Source organism: Actinokineospora sp. PR83 (assembly GCF_021056305.1).
Taxonomy (GTDB): Bacteria; Actinomycetota; Actinomycetes; order Mycobacteriales; family Pseudonocardiaceae; genus Actinokineospora; species Actinokineospora spheciospongiae.
Window position 1 is genome coordinate 1 of the sequence record NZ_JAJCXD010000039.1, and the last position, 17,053, is coordinate 17,053.

Genomic DNA, 17,053 nt, shown 5'->3' on the forward strand with positions numbered 1-17,053 from the left:
CGCGGCCGGGGCGCGGCTCGCGCTTGGCCTCCTCGCGCGCCGGGCGGGGGCGGCGCTCCCGGGGCTCGCGGGGCTCCCGGCGCGGCTTGCGCTCGCGCGGCGGCGCGTCGCCTGTGCCCCGGTCCCCGGTCTCCCCGGCGGGGTCGCGCTGCAGGAACAACCGGGCCACCCCGATCGCCACGCAGATCGCCGTGGTGATGGCCATGGTGGGGAAGTTGCTGGTCAGCGGGAACGCCACCGAGATGAGCAACTGCTTGCGGCCGCTCCCCTCGTCCGGGCTCAGCGCGATCAGCGCGCCCGCCGCGGTCGCCGCGAACACCAGTGGCGGCTGCACCATCGGGCCGAACAGGTTGCGCCTGCGCACCAGGCACACCGCGGCGACGCAGCCCAGGACGAACGCGCCCTGGTAGATGCCGCCGAGGGTCCCCTGCCGCTGCATGTCGACCACGGCCGCGACCGCGGACAGGACGAGCGCCAGCAGCACCGCGCCCCACCACGGCAGGCCCCGGGAGGCGCCGAACAGGGGGCGCTCGTCCCACGCGGGCCCGGCGCGGTCATCGTCCAGATCGCTTTGGCGATCGCGAGTCGCGGTCACGCCGGTACACGTTAGTCCGTCGGGGTAAGGAGACCGCGAAGATCGGGGCGAACGCGGCGCCCGACCCACCCGATTCGGTGGTCCGGGTCACAAGTTCGGGCGGATCCGTGTCCGTTTCCGGGGTTCGGTTCGGCCATTCGCCCGCGTCGTGGACCGTTCGGCGCCTGGAATGACCAGTCGTCCGACCCGATGGGTGCCCGGGTCGCTCCCGGTCGGGGAGCCGCGGGTGTGGGCTAATGATCGTTCCGCCGACCTCCCGAGGAGACCGACTGTGACCGCCGTGTTCGGCACCCTGACCGCTGTGCTGGCGCTGCTGCTGGCCGCCGCCCTCGTGGTGTTCCGGCGCCTGTACGACGACAGCAACCGCCGGGCGGACGCCTTCCGCGCCGAGGTGGCCGCCGAGCGGGCCCGCTCCGACGCCCACCAGGGCGCGCTGCGCCGCTACGAGGTCGCGTTCGCCTCCATCAGCGGCCGCGGTGAGCTGGGCGAGCAGGTGCTGGTGGAGACCGCGCGGGCGCTGGGGATGCGCGAGGGGCTGCACTTCTCGGTGCAGACCGACGTGGCGGGCGGCGGCGCGGCCCGGCCGGACCTGCTGCTGCTCGTCGGCGACGGCCGCCGCGTCCCGGTCGACGCGAAGATGAGCATGGCCACCTGGGTCGAGGCGGTGGAGACCGACGACGCCGAGGAGCGGCTGGACGCGCTGCGGGTGCACGTGCGCAACATCCGCTCCCGGGCGGTCGACCTGGCGGGCAAGGGCTACCAGCGCTGGGCGGACGCCATCTACGGGACGATCATGTTCGTCCCGTCCGACGCCGCCGTCGTGGCCGCCCTGGACGCCGACCCGGAGCTGCTGCGCTGGCTGATGGACCGGCGCGTGTTCCTGTGCGGGCCCACCGGGTTCGCCGTCATCGCCTCCGCCGCGCTGTTCGCCGCGACCGAGCGCACGATCGCCGCCGACGTCGCCGCCGTCCGCGCGCAGTCGGCCGCGGCGCACCGGGCCGCCGCGGGCGCGCTGGACGCGGTGAACCTGTCGAGCACGCACCTGCAGCGGTTCATCTCCGCCCGGCGGCGGGAGCTGGACGCCCTGGAGCAGTTCCGGGGCGCGGTGGCGCCGCTGACCGACGCGGCGGGCAGCCCGACGCCGCTGCCCGCCATCCGCCGGGTGGACGAGCCCAACGGGCTGTTCGAGGTGGACGGGTCCGCGGACGACTGACACCCGGTGACCTGCGACGGCGCGGACCACCCCGAACGGGTGTACCGGAATTCGATCCGCCCCGCGCCCTGCGCACCCCCGCCACCACCCGGGCCTCGCGGGCGGGCGCGGGCACCGCCCGCCGCGGTGGGGTGCGGGTCGAACGCGCGTTCGGTCGGCGTGTCTGCCCCGGCCGGGAGCGCCGACGTCCTACTGTGGTCGGTCATGCGCGTGCTGCACACGTCCGACTGGCACGTCGGGCGCACGTTCCACGGCCGCGACCTGCTCGCCGAACAGGAGACCGTGCTCGGCGGCCTCGCCGACCTGGTCACCGACGAGCGCGTCGACGTGGTCGTGGTGTCCGGCGACCTCTACGACCGCGCGGTGCCCTCCGCCGAGGCGGTGGCCACCTGCACGCGGGTGCTGGGCAGGCTCGCCGAGGCGGGCGCGCGGATCGTGGTCACCCCGGGCAACCACGACTCGGCCGCGCGGCTGGGCGCGTTCGCCGGGTTCGCCGAGGCGGGCGGGCTGCACCTGCGCACCACCGCCGCCGACCTGCACCGGCCGGTGCTGCTGGCCGACGCGCACGGCCCGGTCGCCCTCTACGGCATCCCCTACCTCGAACCCGAACCCGCCCGGCACGCCCTGGGCAGGCCGGAGCTGCGCGGGCACAGCGGCGTGCTCGGCGAGGCGATGCGCCGGGTGCGCGACGACTTGGCCGGGCGGCCGGAGGGCACGCGGTCGGTGGTCCTGGCGCACGCCTTCGTGACCGGGGGCGAGGTCAGCGACTCCGAGCGGACCATCGCCGTCGGCGGGGTGCCGCACGTGCCCGCCTCGACCTTCGACGGCGTGGACTACGTGGCGCTCGGGCACCTGCACGGCCCGCAGGTGCTCGCGGAGAACATGCGCTACTCGGGCAGCCCGCTGGCGTACTCGTTCTCCGAGGCCCGGCAGCGCAAGTCGGTGTGGCTGGTGGAGTTCGACGCGGGCGGGCTGCTCGGCGTGCAGCGGCGCGAGCTGCCGGTGCCGCGCGAGCTGGCCTCGGTGCGCGGGGAACTGGAGGACCTGCTGGTGGACCCGGTGCACGAGCCGCTGGTGGACAAGTTCCTCAGCGTGGAGCTGACCGACCGGGTCCGGCCGCTGGACGCCATGCGCCGGTTGCGGGAGCGGTTCCCGCACGCGGCGCACCTGGAGTGGAACCCGGAGGGCGGGACGGCGGAGCTGCGCTACCGCGAGGCCGTGCGCGGCAAGCCGGACGAGGAGGTCGCCTGCTGCTTCGTCACCGATGTGCGTGGCAGCGAACCGACCGAGACCGAGGAGGCGTTGTTGCGCGAGGCGCTGGCCGCCGTGGCCGCGGAGGGTCGCCAGTGAGGCTGCACCGGTTGGAGCTGTCGGCGTTCGGCCCGTACGCGGGCACCGAGGAGGTCGACTTCGACGCGCTCGGCGCCGAGGGCCTGTTCCTGCTGCACGGCGACACCGGCGCGGGCAAGACCACGCTGCTCGACGCGGTGGCGTTCGCGCTGTTCGGCTCGGTGCCCGGGATGCGCGGCGAGACCAAGCGGCTGCGCTGCGACTACGCCCACGCCGACCTGCACACCCAGGTCGCCCTCGACCTCACCGTGCAGTCGCACCGGCTGCGGATCGTGCGCTCCCCGGAGTACGAGCGCCCCAAGAAACGCGGCGCGGGCGTCACCACGCAGAACGCCAAGGTGTCGCTGAGCTGGGTCGGCGCCGCCCCCGCCGGGCACGCCCCGGACGGCATCACCCGCATCGACGAGGTCGCCGACACCGTGGAGCGGCTCCTGGGCATGACCAAGGACCAGTTCTTCCAGGTGGTCCTGCTGCCGCAGGGCGACTTCGCCCGGTTCCTGCGGTCGAGCACCGACGAGCGCGAGACGCTGCTGGAGAAGCTGTTCGGCACGCAGAACTTCGAGCGCGTCGAGCGCTGGTTCCGCGACCGCCGCCAGGAGCGGCGCCGCGAGCTGGACCAGGCCAGGGTCGGCGCCGGTGAGCTGCTGGCCCGCTTCGCGCAGGCCGCCGGGGGCGAACCGCCGGAGGAGCCGGGCGTCGAGTGGCTGGACGGGGTCGTCTCGGCCGCGGCGGTCCTGGACCGGGAGACCTCGGCGGCGGTGGAGCAGACCGCCGCCGTGCGGGCCGCGGCCGAGGAGGCGCTGGCCCGGGGGAAGTCGCTGGAGGAGAAGGTGCGGCGGGTCCGCCGGGCCACCGACGAGCTGGCGGAGCTGGCCGCGCAGGCCGGGGCCAGGGCGGCGTGGCGCGCGGAGCTGGACGACGCCAGGCGGGCACAGCCGGTGGTGGCCGCGGAGGAGCAGTCGCGGCGGGTCCGGCGGGCCGTCGAGGCCGCGGAGGCCGCTGTCGAGGAGTGCGCGGACGAGGCGGCGCGGCACGGGCTCTCGGTGTCGTCGGACGTCGCGGAACTGCGGGCGCTGGCCGGTGGGCTGCGCGAGGAAGCCGGGGCGCTGGGCGGATTGGTCGCCGAGGCGGACCGGCAGGAGCAGGACGAGGAACGGCTGTCCGCGCTGCTGAAGCAGGTCGAGGCGGCGGAGGACGAACGGGTCCGCGTGGACTCGCGGCTCGCCGGGTTCCCCGAGCGGATCGCGGCGGCGCGGGAGGCGTTGGCGGAGGCGACCGCGGCCAGGGCCGCGGTGGACGGGCTGCGGGCGCGGCGCGACGAACTGGCCGCCGCCGCGCGCGACCGGGACGGGCTGCCGCGCGCCCGCGCGGCCCTGGAGGACGCCCGGGAGCACGACCGCGACGCCGTCGACGCCCACCAGGACGCCCGCGAGCGGGTGCAGGTGCTGCGGCAGGCGCGGTTGGACGGGATGGCGGCGGAACTGGCCGCCGGGCTGGCCGACGGGCAGGCGTGCCCGGTCTGCGGGTCCGACGCGCACCCGGTGCCCGCGCACCCGTCGGACGTCGTGGCCACCGCCGCCGACGAGCGGGCCGCGCAGGAGGTCGAGCAGGAGGCGCTGCGGGCCAGGGAACGCGGGCGGGAACGGGTCGTCGCGGCCCAGGCGGCGGTCGACGCCCTGCTGGCGCGGCTCACCCCGTGGGCGGGGGTCGACCTCGACGCCGAGTCGGCCGCGGTCGGCACCCGGTTCGAGGCGGCCCGCGAGTCCGCGGCCCGGTTCGAGGTGCTGGAGAAGGAACTCCAGGGCGTCGAGCAGGACGCGGAGGGTCTGCGGGCGCGGCGCGACGAACTGGACCGCACCCTGGCGTCGCTGGGGTCCACCCGGGTGCAACTGGTGGCGGTGATCGCGCAACGCCGGTCCACCGTGGAGCAGGCGCGCGGGTCGTTCGCCACCGTCGCCGACCGGGTGGCCGACGTGCAGCGCCGGGTCGCGCTGGTGGACCGACTGGCGGACGCGTGCGCCGCGCTGGCGGCGGCCCGGGAGCGGGTGGTCGAGCAGGAGCGCGCGGTGCGGGACGCGGTCGCCCTCGCCGGGTTCGGTTCACCGGCCGAGGCGCTGGGCGCGGCCCGCGAGGACACCGTCGTCGACAAGCTCCGGGGCAGGCTCGCCGACGCGGCCGCCGCGGAGAAGCAGCACCGGGCCACCCTGGCGGACCCGGACCTGTTCGGCGTCCTCCCGGACACGGCGGTCGACCTGGGCCCACTGGTGGAGGCCGCCACCGTCGCCCGCGCCGACGCCCAGCAGGCGTACGCGTCGGCCCAGCAGGCGCACGCCCGCTTCGTCGACGTCCGCGACCTGGGCAAGCGCCTGCGCGCGGCGTGGACGGCCCTGGCCCCGGTGGAAGCGTCCTTCGCCGAACTGGACGCCCTGACCGACGTGGTCAACGGCCGCGGCCAGAACGCCGCGAAGATGTCGCTGCGCTCCTACGTCCTCGCGGCCCGCCTGGAGGAGGTGGCCCTGTCGGCCTCCGCCCGCCTCCGCGAGATGAGCCAGGGCCGCTACTCCTTCCGGCACTCGGCGGCGGCGGGCAGGCACGGCACCCGCGGCGGCTTGGGCCTCGACGTGCTCGACGACTACTCCGGCCGAGTCCGCCCCGCCAAGACCCTCTCCGGCGGCGAGTCGTTCATCGCCTCCCTCGCCCTGGCCCTCGGCCTGGCCGACGTGGTCGCCGCCGAATCCGGTGGGGCCCTCCTCGACACCCTCTTCGTCGACGAGGGCTTCGGCACCCTCGACGCCAACACCCTCGACGACGTCATGGCCATCCTCGACGACCTCCGCTCCGGCGGTCGGGTCGTCGGCCTGGTCTCCCACGTCGAGGAACTCCGCCAGCGCATCCCCGTCCGCCTCCGCGTGGCCAAGGCCCGCACCGGCTCCACCATCCAGGTGACCGGCTGACGTCCTGCGGCCAGTGCGACCCCCGTCGTGCGGACCGTGAGCCCACCTCGGGTCATCGCACCGGAACCGGGGCCGAGCGGGCACCACCTGTGGTCGCGGCGCAGCCGGGGGTCACCACGGGGAAGCGCCCGCCGCGTCGAAGAAGCCACCGGTGGGGTCCTCGGGGGTGAACCTCGCGGCCCGCACGATCGGGGCGGCACCGGCCTCGACGGGCTGCACACCGGGGAGCGAGTTCATCCCGGTCGCGGTGCGACCGGGGTCGACGACGTTGATCCGGAGGCCCGGGTGCGCCTTGGCGTACTGGACGGTCAGCATCGCGAGCGCCGCTTTCGACGCGGTGTAGGGGATTTCGACGAGCCGGGACTCCACCCGCGCCGGGTCGTGGACGCGACCGAACGAACCGGTGCCGCTGCCGACGTTGACGACCACGCCGCGCCCGGACTGCTTGAGCAGGGGCAGGAACGCGTGCATGACCCGGATCACGCCGATGACGTTGGTGTCGAAGACCGCAAGCGCTTCGGCGGCCCCCACGTCGGCGGCGGGCTTCAGCTCGGACCGGACGGCCGCGTTGTTCACGAGCACGTCCAGGTGGCCGTGTTCGCGTTCGACGAGCGCGGCCGCCGCCGCCACCGAGTCGTCATCGGTGACGTCGAGGGTGAGCGGTCGCGCACCCAGCTCCTCCGCCGCGCGAGCGGCTTTGCCTCCGTCACGAGCAGCGGTGTAGACGTCGAAACCCGCGGCGACGAGCTGCCTGGCCGTTTCCAAGCCGAGGCCGCGGTTGGCCCCGGTCACGAGAGCGATGGACATCGATCATTCCTTTCGTTGCCGCGCAACAGAAGCGTGCGCGGTGCGGGGAGCACGTGCCGCACGTGGATCAGAACGCGTACGGCCCGAACCTGCCCCACGCCACCACCACGGCCAGGGCAAGCAGCACCCCGCTCGGCGCCAGTGCCGAGAACTCACCGCGCCGCAGGTGCAGCACCACGGCGCCGACCATCACCAGCGCCAGCCCGGTCGCGGCGAGGGGGACCAGAACGGGTGCGACGCCGACGACGGCGGGCAGGATCAAGCCGATGGCGCCCACCACCTCCAGCGCGCCGATCGCCTTGGGCGCCCAGCGCGGCGCGGTCTCGGCCCAGGGCTGCGAAGCGGTGTACTCCTCGTGCGACTGCACGAGCTTGAACATCCCGGAGAACAGGAAGCCCGCGGCGACCAGGCCCGCGATCGCCCAGAGAACGGTGTTCATGCATTCCTCGATTTCGGACGTCGGACTGCCGGGAGCCCAGGACAGGACCGGACAATCGGTACTGCTCCAAGATAGTCTGCTGACAAGACTATCTGTCAAGTGTGTCGTCTGTCTTGCAGGTCATCTTCGTGTGCACGTATCGTCGGGTGATGACGTCCAGCGCACCCGCGCCCGAACCCCCGGCTGACGACCCAGGTGTCGAGTCCATCGGCCTGGACAGCGACCTGGGCTGGGCGATCAGGCTGGTGTCCGGCGCGTTCCGCCGGATCGCGACCGGCTCGGTCGCCGCCTTGCCCGGCGGCCCCCGGGGTTACCTGGTGCTGATGGCGGTCGTGTCGGGGCCGCCCCGCTCCCAGCTCGCGATCGCCCAGCAGTTGGCGCTGAACAAGACCGTGATGACGTACCTGCTCGACGACCTGGAAGCCGAGGGGCTGCTCACCCGGCAGCCGGATCCCGTCGATCGCCGGGCGCGTCGGGTGCTCATCACCGAAAAGGGCACCCGGGCGCTGGACGAGGCCCGTGCGCGCCTGGGCATGGCCGAGGCACGACTGCTGGGAGACCTGGACCCCGCAGAAGAGCAGCAGTTGCGGCAGTTGTTGGAGCGGGTCGCACGGACAGCCCGCCTGCTGGAAATCGACCCGGCCGCCGACTGCCGGTAGCGCTCTACCGGATCGGTGACGGGCTAGGGCTCGGGCGCCGACCGGGCCGAAGCCCGCCACAGGTGCATCCCGGCGTACGACCGCCACGGACTCCACAACCGCCCGCGATCCCCGGAATCGTCCAGTGCGGGCACAAGGGCACCCGTGCCCGTTCGCACCGCGATGTCGTTGGGCGGCAGGATGTCCGGCTCCCCGAGCAACCGCATCACCACGTACCCGGCAGTCGACGGCCCGATCCCCGGGTAGGACTGCAACCGGGACCGCAGCGTCTCCGGGTCCACCCCCACGTGCAACTCCAGCTCCCCGGAAGCGATCGCGGCGCACACGGCCCGGATCGTGTCCACCCGCCGAGCGGGCCCCGCCAACACCTCCGCCCCCCGCTCGGCCACCGCCGCCGCCGACGGGAACAGCGTCGTCAGCTCCCCGTCCTGCGCGGGCAGCGGCTCACCCACCGAGTCGCTCAACCGACGCGCGGCGGCCCGGGCCGCCGACACCGTGAGCTGCTGGCCCAGCAGGGCGCGCAGCACCGTCTCGGTGCCGTCCACGCTGCCGGGGACGCGGATGCCGGGGATGGCCGCCACCGACGGGGCCAGGGCCGGGTCCGCCGCCAGCACCCGGTCGATGGCGGTGGGGTCGGCGTCGAGGTCGAAGAGGCGGCGGAGGCGGGCCACGGCGGTGCCCAGGTCGCGCAGGTCGGCCAGGCGGAGGGTGCACTCGACGTGGGTGCCCGCGGGGCGCAGGTGGGCGGTGGCGGGGCCGTGCGGCAGGCGCAGGGTGCGGGCGTAGCGGCCGGGGGAGGCGCTCTCGACCCCGGGGATGGCGCGGGCGCCGAGGAACGCCAGGATGCCCGCGGCGTCGAACGGGGTCCGCACGGGGAGGCGGAGGGTGACGCGGCCGGGGGTGGCGGGGTGGCGTCTTCGCCCGACCCGGCGGCTCGCGGCCGTGCGCAGCTCCGAGGGGGTGGCGGCGAACACGGAGCGGACCGTGTCGTTGAACTGGCGGACGCTGGCGAACCCGGAGGCGAACGCCACGTCCGACACCGTCAGCGCGGTCGTCTCGATCAGCAGGCGGGCCAGGTGCGCGCGCTGCGCCCTGGCCAGCGCCAGCGGGCCCGCGCCCAGCTCCGCGGTGAGCACCCTGGTCAGGTGCCGCTCGGAGTAGCCCACCCGCCGGGCCAGGCCCGGCACGCCCTCCCGCTCGATGACCCCGTCGAGGATCAGCCGCATGGCCCGCCCGGCCAGGTCGCCGCGGGTGTTCCACTCCGGGGAGCCGGGGACGACGTCGGGCAGGCAGCGCAGGCAGGCGCGGTAGCCCTGCTGCTGGGCCGCGGCGGCGGTGGGGAAGAACTCGGCGGTGCGCCGCCGGGCGGTGGCCGCCGGGCAGGAGGGCCTGCAGTAGACCCCGGTCGTGCGGACAGCCAGGATCAGCTGCCCGTCGAACCGCGTGTCGCGGACGGCGGCGGCGCGGTGGGCCAGCTCCGGGTCGATCAACACCGGACCATGCTGCCGGCGGCGGACCCGCTGGTCTGGCGAGAAAGAGACATGTGCCTCGGGTTGGTGGAAATGGCTGCGGGGACCTGCCCGGAAGGGCAGGTCCCCGCAGCCGTCGGTCACCGGGTGCTCACCCGGTGCGGCAGGTCACGAAACCGCTTGCACGACCACGTCACCGGAGCCGACGAGCACACCGGCGTCGGTGCGCACCTCGACGTTGCCCAGCAGGACCCGGCCCGCGGCCGGGGCCAGGTTCGCCGTCACCGTGCCCGGCACCGTCCAGGACGCGCCCGCGACCCGGTTGGCGTTGGCGTCGGTGACCGCCACCGACCCGAAGGCCGGGTTGGTGAACACGTCGAGGTAGTCGTAGTCCGTGGTGCCCGCGGGCACCGCGTAGCCGTCGACCAGCGCCACGTAGGTGCCCGCCGCCGGGTTGGCGATGGTCACCTCCTCCTCGGAGTCGCCGTCGGCCGACTGGCCCACCAGCGCGCACGACGGCGCGCAGCGGTATAGGGCCAGGTCGAGGTCGGCACCCGCGTCGGAGGTGTTGCCGATCTTGACCCGCAGCGACGTGGAGCCCGGGCTCACCGCGATCTGGTACTGCTGGCTCGCACCGTCCGCGATGGACAGCACGCCCTTCTTGGCGCTGCCCAGGTTGGTGCCGCTCGCCTTGCCGGTGAACGGGCCGAAGAGGTTCTTCAGCGTGTACGACCTGGCGACCGGCGCGCCCTTGGTGGCCGAGGCGATCGTGTCCGGGTTCGGGGACACGGTCGCGCCGAGCACCGAGGCGGTCAGCGTGAACGGCGCGGTGGCGGCGTCGGAGGTGCGGCGGGCCTCCACCACGATCTCCCACACACCCGCCTGCGGGTTGCTGACCGTGCGGCTGGTCGGGTCACCGGCGTCGCAGCCGGAGACCGACGGGTTGTAGCAGTTCGGCGTGGAGTTGGACTCGATGCCGACGCCGTACGGGTGGAACCGCAGGAAGCGGATCTGGCCCGCGCCCGGGGTGGTCCCGCCGCCCTGCAGGTCGACCTTGAACGCCGGGGTGCCCGTCGGGACGCGGAAGAAGTACGACTTCGACTGGTTGCGGCCGATCTGCCCGCCGTTGCGCACGGTGTAGCCGTTGGCCGCGGTGAAGTCGTGGGCAGCCACGACGGTGTTGAGGGTCTGGCCGTCGATCGCCCCGGTCGTCGGGCTGTCCAGGTTCATGATCGCGGAGTGGATGCCCGCGGTCCCCGCCTTGACCGTCACCGGGAACTTGACCGCGCTGTTGAGCGGCAGGGTCACCTTCTTCTCGGAGCTGAAGGTGCCGTCATTGCCCACCCAGTCGACCTTGTAGGTCACCGGCGAGGCCGGGCCGCTGGTGCGGGTCAGGGTGTAGGTGCGGGTGTAGGTGTCGCCCGGCTTCACGCCCTCGCGGTCGTTGATGCCGACGCCGACGCCCGGGGTCTTGAGGAAGGCCGACAGCGCGGTGTTGACCGGCACCGAGGTGGTGATGTCGACCGTGCTCGGGTTGTTCTTGAGCAGGTTCCAGGCCTTCTTGACGTCGATCAGGCCGTTGCCCTGCTCGTAGGCGCCGAGGCCGTTGATGAACCGGGCGGTCGAGTAGAACGCGGCGCGGATCTGCGCCGCCCCGGACGGGACGCCCTTGGCCTTGGCGGCGCTGACCAGCAGCGTCGCCGCGCCCGCGGCCTGCGGGGAGGCCATCGAGGTGCCGTTGAACTGGGCGTAGCCCGGCGGCAGCTCGTAGGTGCCCGCCACCGGCTGGCCCGGCTGCCAGGTCGGCACGGTGGAGATCGCCGAACCCGGGGCGACGACGTTCGGCTTGAACCCGCCGTCCTCGCGCGGACCGCGCGAGGAGAAGCCGTGCAGGCTCTCCGAGACGCCCAGGTCCGAGCCGTAGTTGCTGCGCCAGGTCTCCTTGGTGATGTAGGAGCCCACGGAGACGACGTCGGTGGCCACCGACGGGTCGCCGACGGTGTTCGAGCCCGCGCCGGAGTTGCCCGCGGAGATGAACATGTTCACGTCGTAGGTGTTGATCAGCCGGTCGTACAGCTCGGCGCGCGCGTTGTTGGCGTCGTTGAGCGCGGGCAGGCCGCCGATCGACATGTTGATGACGTCGACGTTGGCCACCGAGGCGGCGTAGATCATGCCCTCGAGCAGCGCGTGGTTGGTGCAGCCGTCGACGAACAGGCAGACGCGCACCGAGACCAGGTTGGCGCCGGGCGCCGCGCCGTTCACGGTGCCGCCGAAGAGCCGGTTGCCCGCGACGATGCCCGCCACGTGCGAGCCGTGCGCGCCGGAGACGATGCCGATGTTCACGGCCTGGTTGGCCGGGTCGGTCTGCACCACGAACGGCATCGACTCCTTGACCGCGGTGGCCGGGTTGTCGGTGCCGAACTGGCCGATGTCGTACTTGACCTTGTAGTCGGTCATCGGCTTGTCGTCGGCGAAGGTGCCGTTCTGGTTCGTGTCGACCCAGACGGTGCTCGTCGCCGGGTTCCACAGCACGCCGAAGGTGCCCTTCGACCCGGCCGGGTTGCCGTCGCGGTTGACGTCGGAGCCGACCTCGCCGCCGAGGCGGGCGTCGCGCTCGTCGAACGTGCCGATCCGCAGCTCACCGGTCTCACCGGGCAGGCCCTGGGCGGCACCGGTGGTCTTGGTGGTCATCAGCAGCCACGTCGGGTCGTCGTCGTTGTTGACGCCGCCGGTGAACGTGGGGTCGGTGTAGGTGACCCAGTCGGTGATCTTGCGCTGCCCGGTGCTGGTGGTGTTCAGCGACGGGTGGGCGAGGTCCACACCGGAGTCGATGATGGCCACGGTCGTGCCGCGACCGTCCCAGGTGGGGTGGTCGTTGACGAACTGCGCGGCGTTCGTGTCACCGGTCGGCATGTACGGGTTCACCCGCGGCGTCGCCGGGCCCGGGGCGGGCTGCGGCGTCGGGTCGACCGCGCCCGCGGGCTGCGGGTCGGGGAGCGGGACGTTCTCGTCGAGGTCCAGCGCGCTGACCCCGGGCAGCTTGGCGATCTTCTTGACCTGGTCGACCGGGACCTCGGCGCGGACGTAGCCGATGTCGTCCTTGCGGTACTCGACCTTGGCGCCCGCCCTGGTCAGCTCGTCGACCTTGGCCGCGGAGCCGCCCTCGGTGGTGCTGATCAGGACCTTGACGGTCTTCTCGCCCGCCTGGCGGGCCTTGTTCAGCAGCTCCTGGTCGTGCTTGCCGATGCCCTGGCCCTCGTCCGAGGGCGCCGGGGTGGTCGGCGCGGCGCTCGCGTTCGGGCCGGTGGCGAGCATGACGCCCGCCAGCGCCGTGCTGAACGCCATGCCGAGGGCGATGCGGCGGCGTCGTCGCCATTCGGGTTGGATCATCCCACGTTCCTTCTTCCTCAGCGGGTGAGCTGGGCGCGCGTCTCCCACGACCGGGTGTACGGACGACAGCAGGGCGCTCACGGAGTGTTGTTCGCGGCATCGACGGTGACTAGCGTCCAATTGGGCTAATCCGATCGAGTGGTCAAACCCGTTTCCGCACGGAGGGTGGCTCCATCGTCGCAAGCGAGACGGTTGTTACCAAGCGAATGGGTGCTGTACTGCGGATGTACGGCCCAGTCCAAGCGACGATGCGTGACCAAAACTGGGAACGGTGTTGGTAACTATTTGGCTTCCCGGACGGGTGGGCGAGCCCGTTCGGGGCGGACCGTAGACTCCTGACCCGTGAGTTTGACCCTCGGCATCGTCGGCCTGCCCAACGTCGGCAAGTCCACGCTGTTCAACGCCCTGACGAACAACGACGTGCTCGCGGCGAACTACCCGTTCGCCACCATCGAGCCCAACGTCGGCATCGTCCCGCTGCCCGACCCCAGGCTCGAGAAGCTGGCGGAGGTGTTCGGCAGCGAGAAGATCGTGCCCGCCGTCGTGTCCTTCGTCGACATCGCGGGCATCGTCAAGGGCGCCTCGGAGGGGGCGGGCCTGGGAAACAAGTTCCTCGCCAACATCCGCGAGGCCAACGCCATCTGCCAGGTCATCCGCGTCTTCGACGACCCCGACGTCGTCCACGTCGACGGGGTGGTGAACCCCCTGTCGGACATCGAGACGATCAACACCGAGCTGATCCTCGCCGACCTCCAGACCCTGGAGAAGGCCATCCCCCGCCTGGAGAAGGAGGCCCGCACCCGCAAGGAGGCGCGCCCCACCCTGGACGCGGCCGTCGCCGCCAAGGACATCCTCGACACCGGCAAGACCCTCTTCACCGCGGGCACGGACGTCACCCTGCTGCGCGAGCTGTCCCTGCTCACCACCAAGCCGTTCCTCTACGTCTTCAACGCCGACGAGTCGGTCCTCACCGACGACAACCGGGTCGCGGAACTGGCCAGGATGGTCGCCCCCGCCGACGCGGTGTTCCTCGACGCGAAGGTCGAGTCGGAACTGCTGGAACTGGACGAGGAGTCCACCAGGGAACTGCTGGAGTCCGTCGGCCAGACCGAACCGGGCCTCAACGCCCTCGCCCGCGCCGGCTTCCACACCCTCGGCCTCCAGACGTACCTGACGGCGGGCCCCAAGGAATCCCGCGCCTGGACCATCCCCCAGGGCGCCACCGCCCCCCAGGCCGCGGGCGTCATCCACACCGACTTCGAACGCGGCTTCATCAAGGCCGAGGTCGTCTCCTACGAGGACCTGATCGAGGCGGGCTCGATGGCCGCAGCCAAGTCGGCGGGCAAGGTCCGCATCGAGGGCAAGGACTACGTCATGTCCGACGGCGACGTGGTCGAGTTCCGCTTCAACGTCTGACCTGGGCAAGTTTGCGCAGGTCAGAGGACTGTTCTCGGGCCGTGTTCGTCAGGCGTTCGTCACTGCCTGGCGGACACTGGCTATGGGCCCCGCAGATGCCGACCGGGTTCGGTCCGCCGCGTCCGGCCACAGGTGGGCATAGACCTTAAGGGTAACGGTCGCGCTGGAGTGGCCGAGGGCGCGCTGAACGGTCATCACGTCGCAACCCGCCGCGATCAACCCGGACGCGAAGAAGTGCCGCAGGTCGTGAAGGTTCATCTCGGGGCAGCCCGTCGTCTCACGGGTCTTGCGCCACCAGTAGGCGATCCAGTTCTGGTGGGGCGGGTGCTCGCCCGAGCCGAAACACTCGGTGATCCGGTAAGGACTTTCTTTACCGGTTCAAGGCGGCCCGCTGGCATGCTGCGCTCTCTCTGGTCGGCACACCCGCGCGGGGCTGCTGGCCTCCGGCCGGACCCTACGCGGGCCCCGATCGGCGAGGCGTGCCAGACGATGAGCATCAGGCCGCCAACTAGGAGACTCGATCCGAGGAAGCCGCAGCGCATGAGCCGAGCAACTCCACCGACAAGGGAATGTCCTCCCCGGGCGGGCAGGTCAGCAGCGAGGAGGGTAGGGCGGTCGGCCGCCGGTTTCGTCGGTGACTGCCTGCCTCACCGCCATCAGAACACGGGCTATCAGTCTGGCCATCAGGGCGCAGAGCACGCGGCGTCCGGCCGCCGGTGTCCGTAGAAGGCTGCACCTTGATGACCAAACTGATCGAAGGCGCCCAGACGGCGGCGAGGCAGGAAGCTCCCTCCTTGTAGGATCAAAGATCAGCACATGTTCCGCCGAGTACTTATTTAGAAACCAATCTCAGATTTGGGCGATCGGCGCTGGTTTTGATTCCTCCACCATCCATTACAATTGGAATCAGCCCGAAAACGTACTCGCTAAGCTCCTCGGCGGGAATCTTCAGTTGCCCGGCAATGTCTGAAGGCGAAATTCCCTGATCGCGCAACGTGTCAAAAACTTTAGCGAGTAACTTACTGCTTTCTCGAACCATGGTTGAGCCTGGTTCTGACCTTCGATAGCCCATTCTCGACAGTTCTTTGACTATTTGATTATAGCGCCACTCGGAGAGTAGTTCCAAGCTCCTAGCTCGATACGTAAGAGCCATGGCCGAAACGCCCCATCTGCGCTTGGCCGAGATGATTCGGTCTACCGAAGCGTTATGTAGCCGCTGTGCTATAAGGCCAGCCCTGGGCATGAGGAAAGCAGAAGCGAATTCGTTCGCTTCTGCTTCCGACTCTCGCCCCATTGGCGCGCGGTGCTCACAATGAAGAATCAGGTGTCCTAGCTCATGTGCGGCATCGAAACGTCCTCGTTCTCCTGTCTTTCGGGTATTCAAAAACACGTAGTAGGTTCCATTATGTATCGTCGAGAATGCATCGACATCTAGACAATCCGACGGAAGAGAGAACACGCGCACACCCTTGGATTCTAGGAGGTGCACCATGTTTGGAGCAGGCGCTTCGCCGAGGCCCCATGAAGCCCTGACTTGCTCGGCTGCGCCCTCTGGCGGCAGATGCGGATATGTTGGAACGCTGACGGGAGGTAGCCGGAACTTGGACTCCATCCAGTCATTAAACGTAGTTGATATCGTCCCAGAACTCAGGGTGCTATCTCTCTCCAAAGCGCTAATTTTGGATGGCGCCCTAAAGCTGACTGCTTCGAGTTGCATTTCTCGAATCGCTACATCGCCCAAGAATGAAATCGGATAGTTTAGCGCTTCCGAAAGCTTGTTGAGAGTATCTAGGGAGGGCGTTTTTCTGCCATTTTCGAATGCAGTGATGCTCTGAGGAGAAACGCCGGAAGCTCTAGAGAGCGCCGCAAGGGTCATTCGCCTACGTTTGCGCGCTAAAACCAGTCGCTCCGGCGTGAACACTAAAACCTCCTCGTGGGCTCGGAGTGCTAGCCCTCCAGCAATTCAACGTCCACATCAGGTTCGTTGGAGTCCAACGGGTCATCGAGAAGAGAGATATCCGTACCAGGATCTTGAAGGTCTGGCAGTGCAAGCGGGAGTCGCTCCTGCCATTCGTTGACGTATTTGCCATTCATTTTCACCGGGAGTGACAGTTCGGCAAGCAATGTGCCAGTCTGCCACTTGTAAAGAAGAAACCAGACAGGAATATCATCGAGCTGCTTGCCGAAGATTGCTTGATCGGCGGTCATCAACGGGATCTGACCATTTTTTTCGACAAGTCGTGCCATAGCTTCCCCTTTGGGATTCTTGGAACGAACTTCCTTGTCTAGGTCGCCCACGCCACCTGCGGCGCTGATTGCGGTAATTGCATGGCTTGAGCTTGGATGGACCAGCCGAAGGATGCTGTCCCGGTTCGTGCGCCGCCAGCCCTCATGCACCTTGGCCTCGGCCAGGTAACGGTTGGTGCGGCTCCAGAACATGAAACCAGGCATCGCAGGGGCGTCGAACTCGGTGCAGGAGCGGATGTCAGCCGCTGCCATGTCGAGAGCCTGTGCAAACAGATCGATTGAGACGTCCAGTTCCGTGAGCCGCTGCTGCCAGTGCTCAGGGTCCAAGCTGCGCAACTTGCCTCCAGATGCCGGGTAGGTTTCAGAAACCATACCTCATCTGAGGAGCCATCTATGAAACCGGGTCTATCGTCGCACAACCGTTCGATCGCGGCACGTGATACGAGTCACACTTTCGGGTGGTTGGCAACCCATGCGAGCCTAGCGCCTTCGTCCTGGTTGGACACCTGTGGCG

At 70.7% G+C, this 17,053-nt stretch carries 13 protein-coding genes; 5 read left to right on the top strand and 8 right to left on the bottom strand.

Annotation, left to right across the window (positions count from 1 at the left end; genetic code table 11):
* Window positions 1–595 (bottom strand): DUF6542 domain-containing protein (locus tag L6E12_RS13385; protein ID WP_236228231.1); only part of this gene is annotated, 595 nt, incomplete at its 3' end.
* A gap of 271 nt (window positions 596–866) precedes the next feature.
* On the opposite strand from L6E12_RS13385, the gene rmuC reads away from it, so the two are divergent.
* The 3 genes from rmuC to L6E12_RS13400 all read left to right on the top strand — a co-directional run bounded on the left by rmuC (window position 867) and on the right by L6E12_RS13400 (window position 6,112).
* Window positions 867–1,808 (top strand): DNA recombination protein RmuC, encoded by a 942-nt coding sequence (gene rmuC, locus L6E12_RS13390; protein ID WP_236228232.1) that lies wholly within the window; start codon window positions 867–869, stop codon window positions 1,806–1,808.
* A gap of 204 nt (window positions 1,809–2,012) precedes the next feature.
* Entirely contained in the window at window positions 2,013–3,158 is a 1,146-nt protein-coding gene (locus L6E12_RS13395; RefSeq protein ID WP_236228233.1) for an exonuclease SbcCD subunit D, read from the top strand.
* Window positions 3,155–6,112, top strand: a complete 2,958-nt coding sequence (locus tag L6E12_RS13400; RefSeq protein WP_236228234.1) for an AAA family ATPase — start codon at window positions 3,155–3,157, stop codon at window positions 6,110–6,112. The genes L6E12_RS13395 and L6E12_RS13400 overlap by 4 nt, the downstream gene beginning before the upstream one ends.
* A gap of 111 nt (window positions 6,113–6,223) precedes the next feature.
* Here the strand turns inward: L6E12_RS13400 and L6E12_RS13405 are convergent, their stop codons facing one another.
* Together L6E12_RS13405 and L6E12_RS13410 are read right to left on the bottom strand one after the other, a co-directional pair.
* A complete protein-coding gene (locus L6E12_RS13405; RefSeq protein ID WP_236228235.1) occupies window positions 6,224–6,919 on the bottom strand; it encodes an SDR family NAD(P)-dependent oxidoreductase in 696 nt (231 codons plus the stop codon).
* Between the two features lie 67 nt (window positions 6,920–6,986).
* Complete coding sequence (locus L6E12_RS13410) at window positions 6,987–7,358, bottom strand: DoxX family protein (protein ID WP_236228236.1); 372 nt, start codon at window positions 7,356–7,358, stop codon at window positions 6,987–6,989.
* 149 nt (window positions 7,359–7,507) lie between these two features.
* Here L6E12_RS13410 and L6E12_RS13415 point away from each other — a divergent pair, with 149 nt between their 5' ends.
* Window positions 7,508–8,017 (top strand): MarR family winged helix-turn-helix transcriptional regulator, encoded by a 510-nt coding sequence (locus L6E12_RS13415; RefSeq protein WP_236228237.1) that lies wholly within the window; start codon window positions 7,508–7,510, stop codon window positions 8,015–8,017.
* A gap of 23 nt (window positions 8,018–8,040) precedes the next feature.
* On the opposite strand, the gene L6E12_RS13420 is transcribed toward L6E12_RS13415, so the two are convergent.
* Together L6E12_RS13420 and L6E12_RS13425 are read right to left on the bottom strand one after the other, a co-directional pair.
* Entirely contained in the window at window positions 8,041–9,510 is a 1,470-nt protein-coding gene (locus L6E12_RS13420; protein WP_236228238.1) for an AlkA N-terminal domain-containing protein, read from the bottom strand.
* Between the two features lie 144 nt (window positions 9,511–9,654).
* Window positions 9,655–12,876 carry a S8 family serine peptidase gene (locus tag L6E12_RS13425; protein ID WP_236228239.1) on the bottom strand — a complete coding sequence of 1,074 codons (3,222 nt, stop codon included), beginning with the start codon at window positions 12,874–12,876 and terminating at the stop codon, window positions 9,655–9,657.
* 342 nt (window positions 12,877–13,218) lie between these two features.
* On the opposite strand from L6E12_RS13425, the gene ychF reads away from it, so the two are divergent.
* The gene (gene ychF / locus L6E12_RS13430) at window positions 13,219–14,292 is read left to right on the top strand and encodes a redox-regulated ATPase YchF (RefSeq protein WP_236228240.1); all 1,074 of its coding nucleotides are present in this window, start codon (window positions 13,219–13,221) and stop codon (window positions 14,290–14,292) included.
* Between the two features lie 48 nt (window positions 14,293–14,340).
* Here ychF and L6E12_RS13435 read toward each other — a convergent pair whose 3' ends face one another.
* The 3 genes from L6E12_RS13435 to L6E12_RS13445 all read right to left on the bottom strand — a co-directional run bounded on the left by L6E12_RS13435 (window position 14,341) and on the right by L6E12_RS13445 (window position 16,911).
* Complete coding sequence (locus L6E12_RS13435) at window positions 14,341–14,550, bottom strand: tyrosine-type recombinase/integrase (RefSeq protein ID WP_236228241.1); 210 nt, start codon at window positions 14,548–14,550, stop codon at window positions 14,341–14,343.
* A 574-nt stretch (window positions 14,551–15,124) separates the two neighbouring features.
* Window positions 15,125–16,213 (bottom strand): ImmA/IrrE family metallo-endopeptidase, encoded by a 1,089-nt coding sequence (locus L6E12_RS13440; protein ID WP_236228242.1) that lies wholly within the window; start codon window positions 16,211–16,213, stop codon window positions 15,125–15,127.
* A gap of 26 nt (window positions 16,214–16,239) precedes the next feature.
* Window positions 16,240–16,911, bottom strand: a complete 672-nt coding sequence (locus tag L6E12_RS13445) for a hypothetical protein (RefSeq protein WP_236228243.1) — start codon at window positions 16,909–16,911, stop codon at window positions 16,240–16,242.
* Window positions 16,912–17,053: the final 142 nt, after the last annotated feature.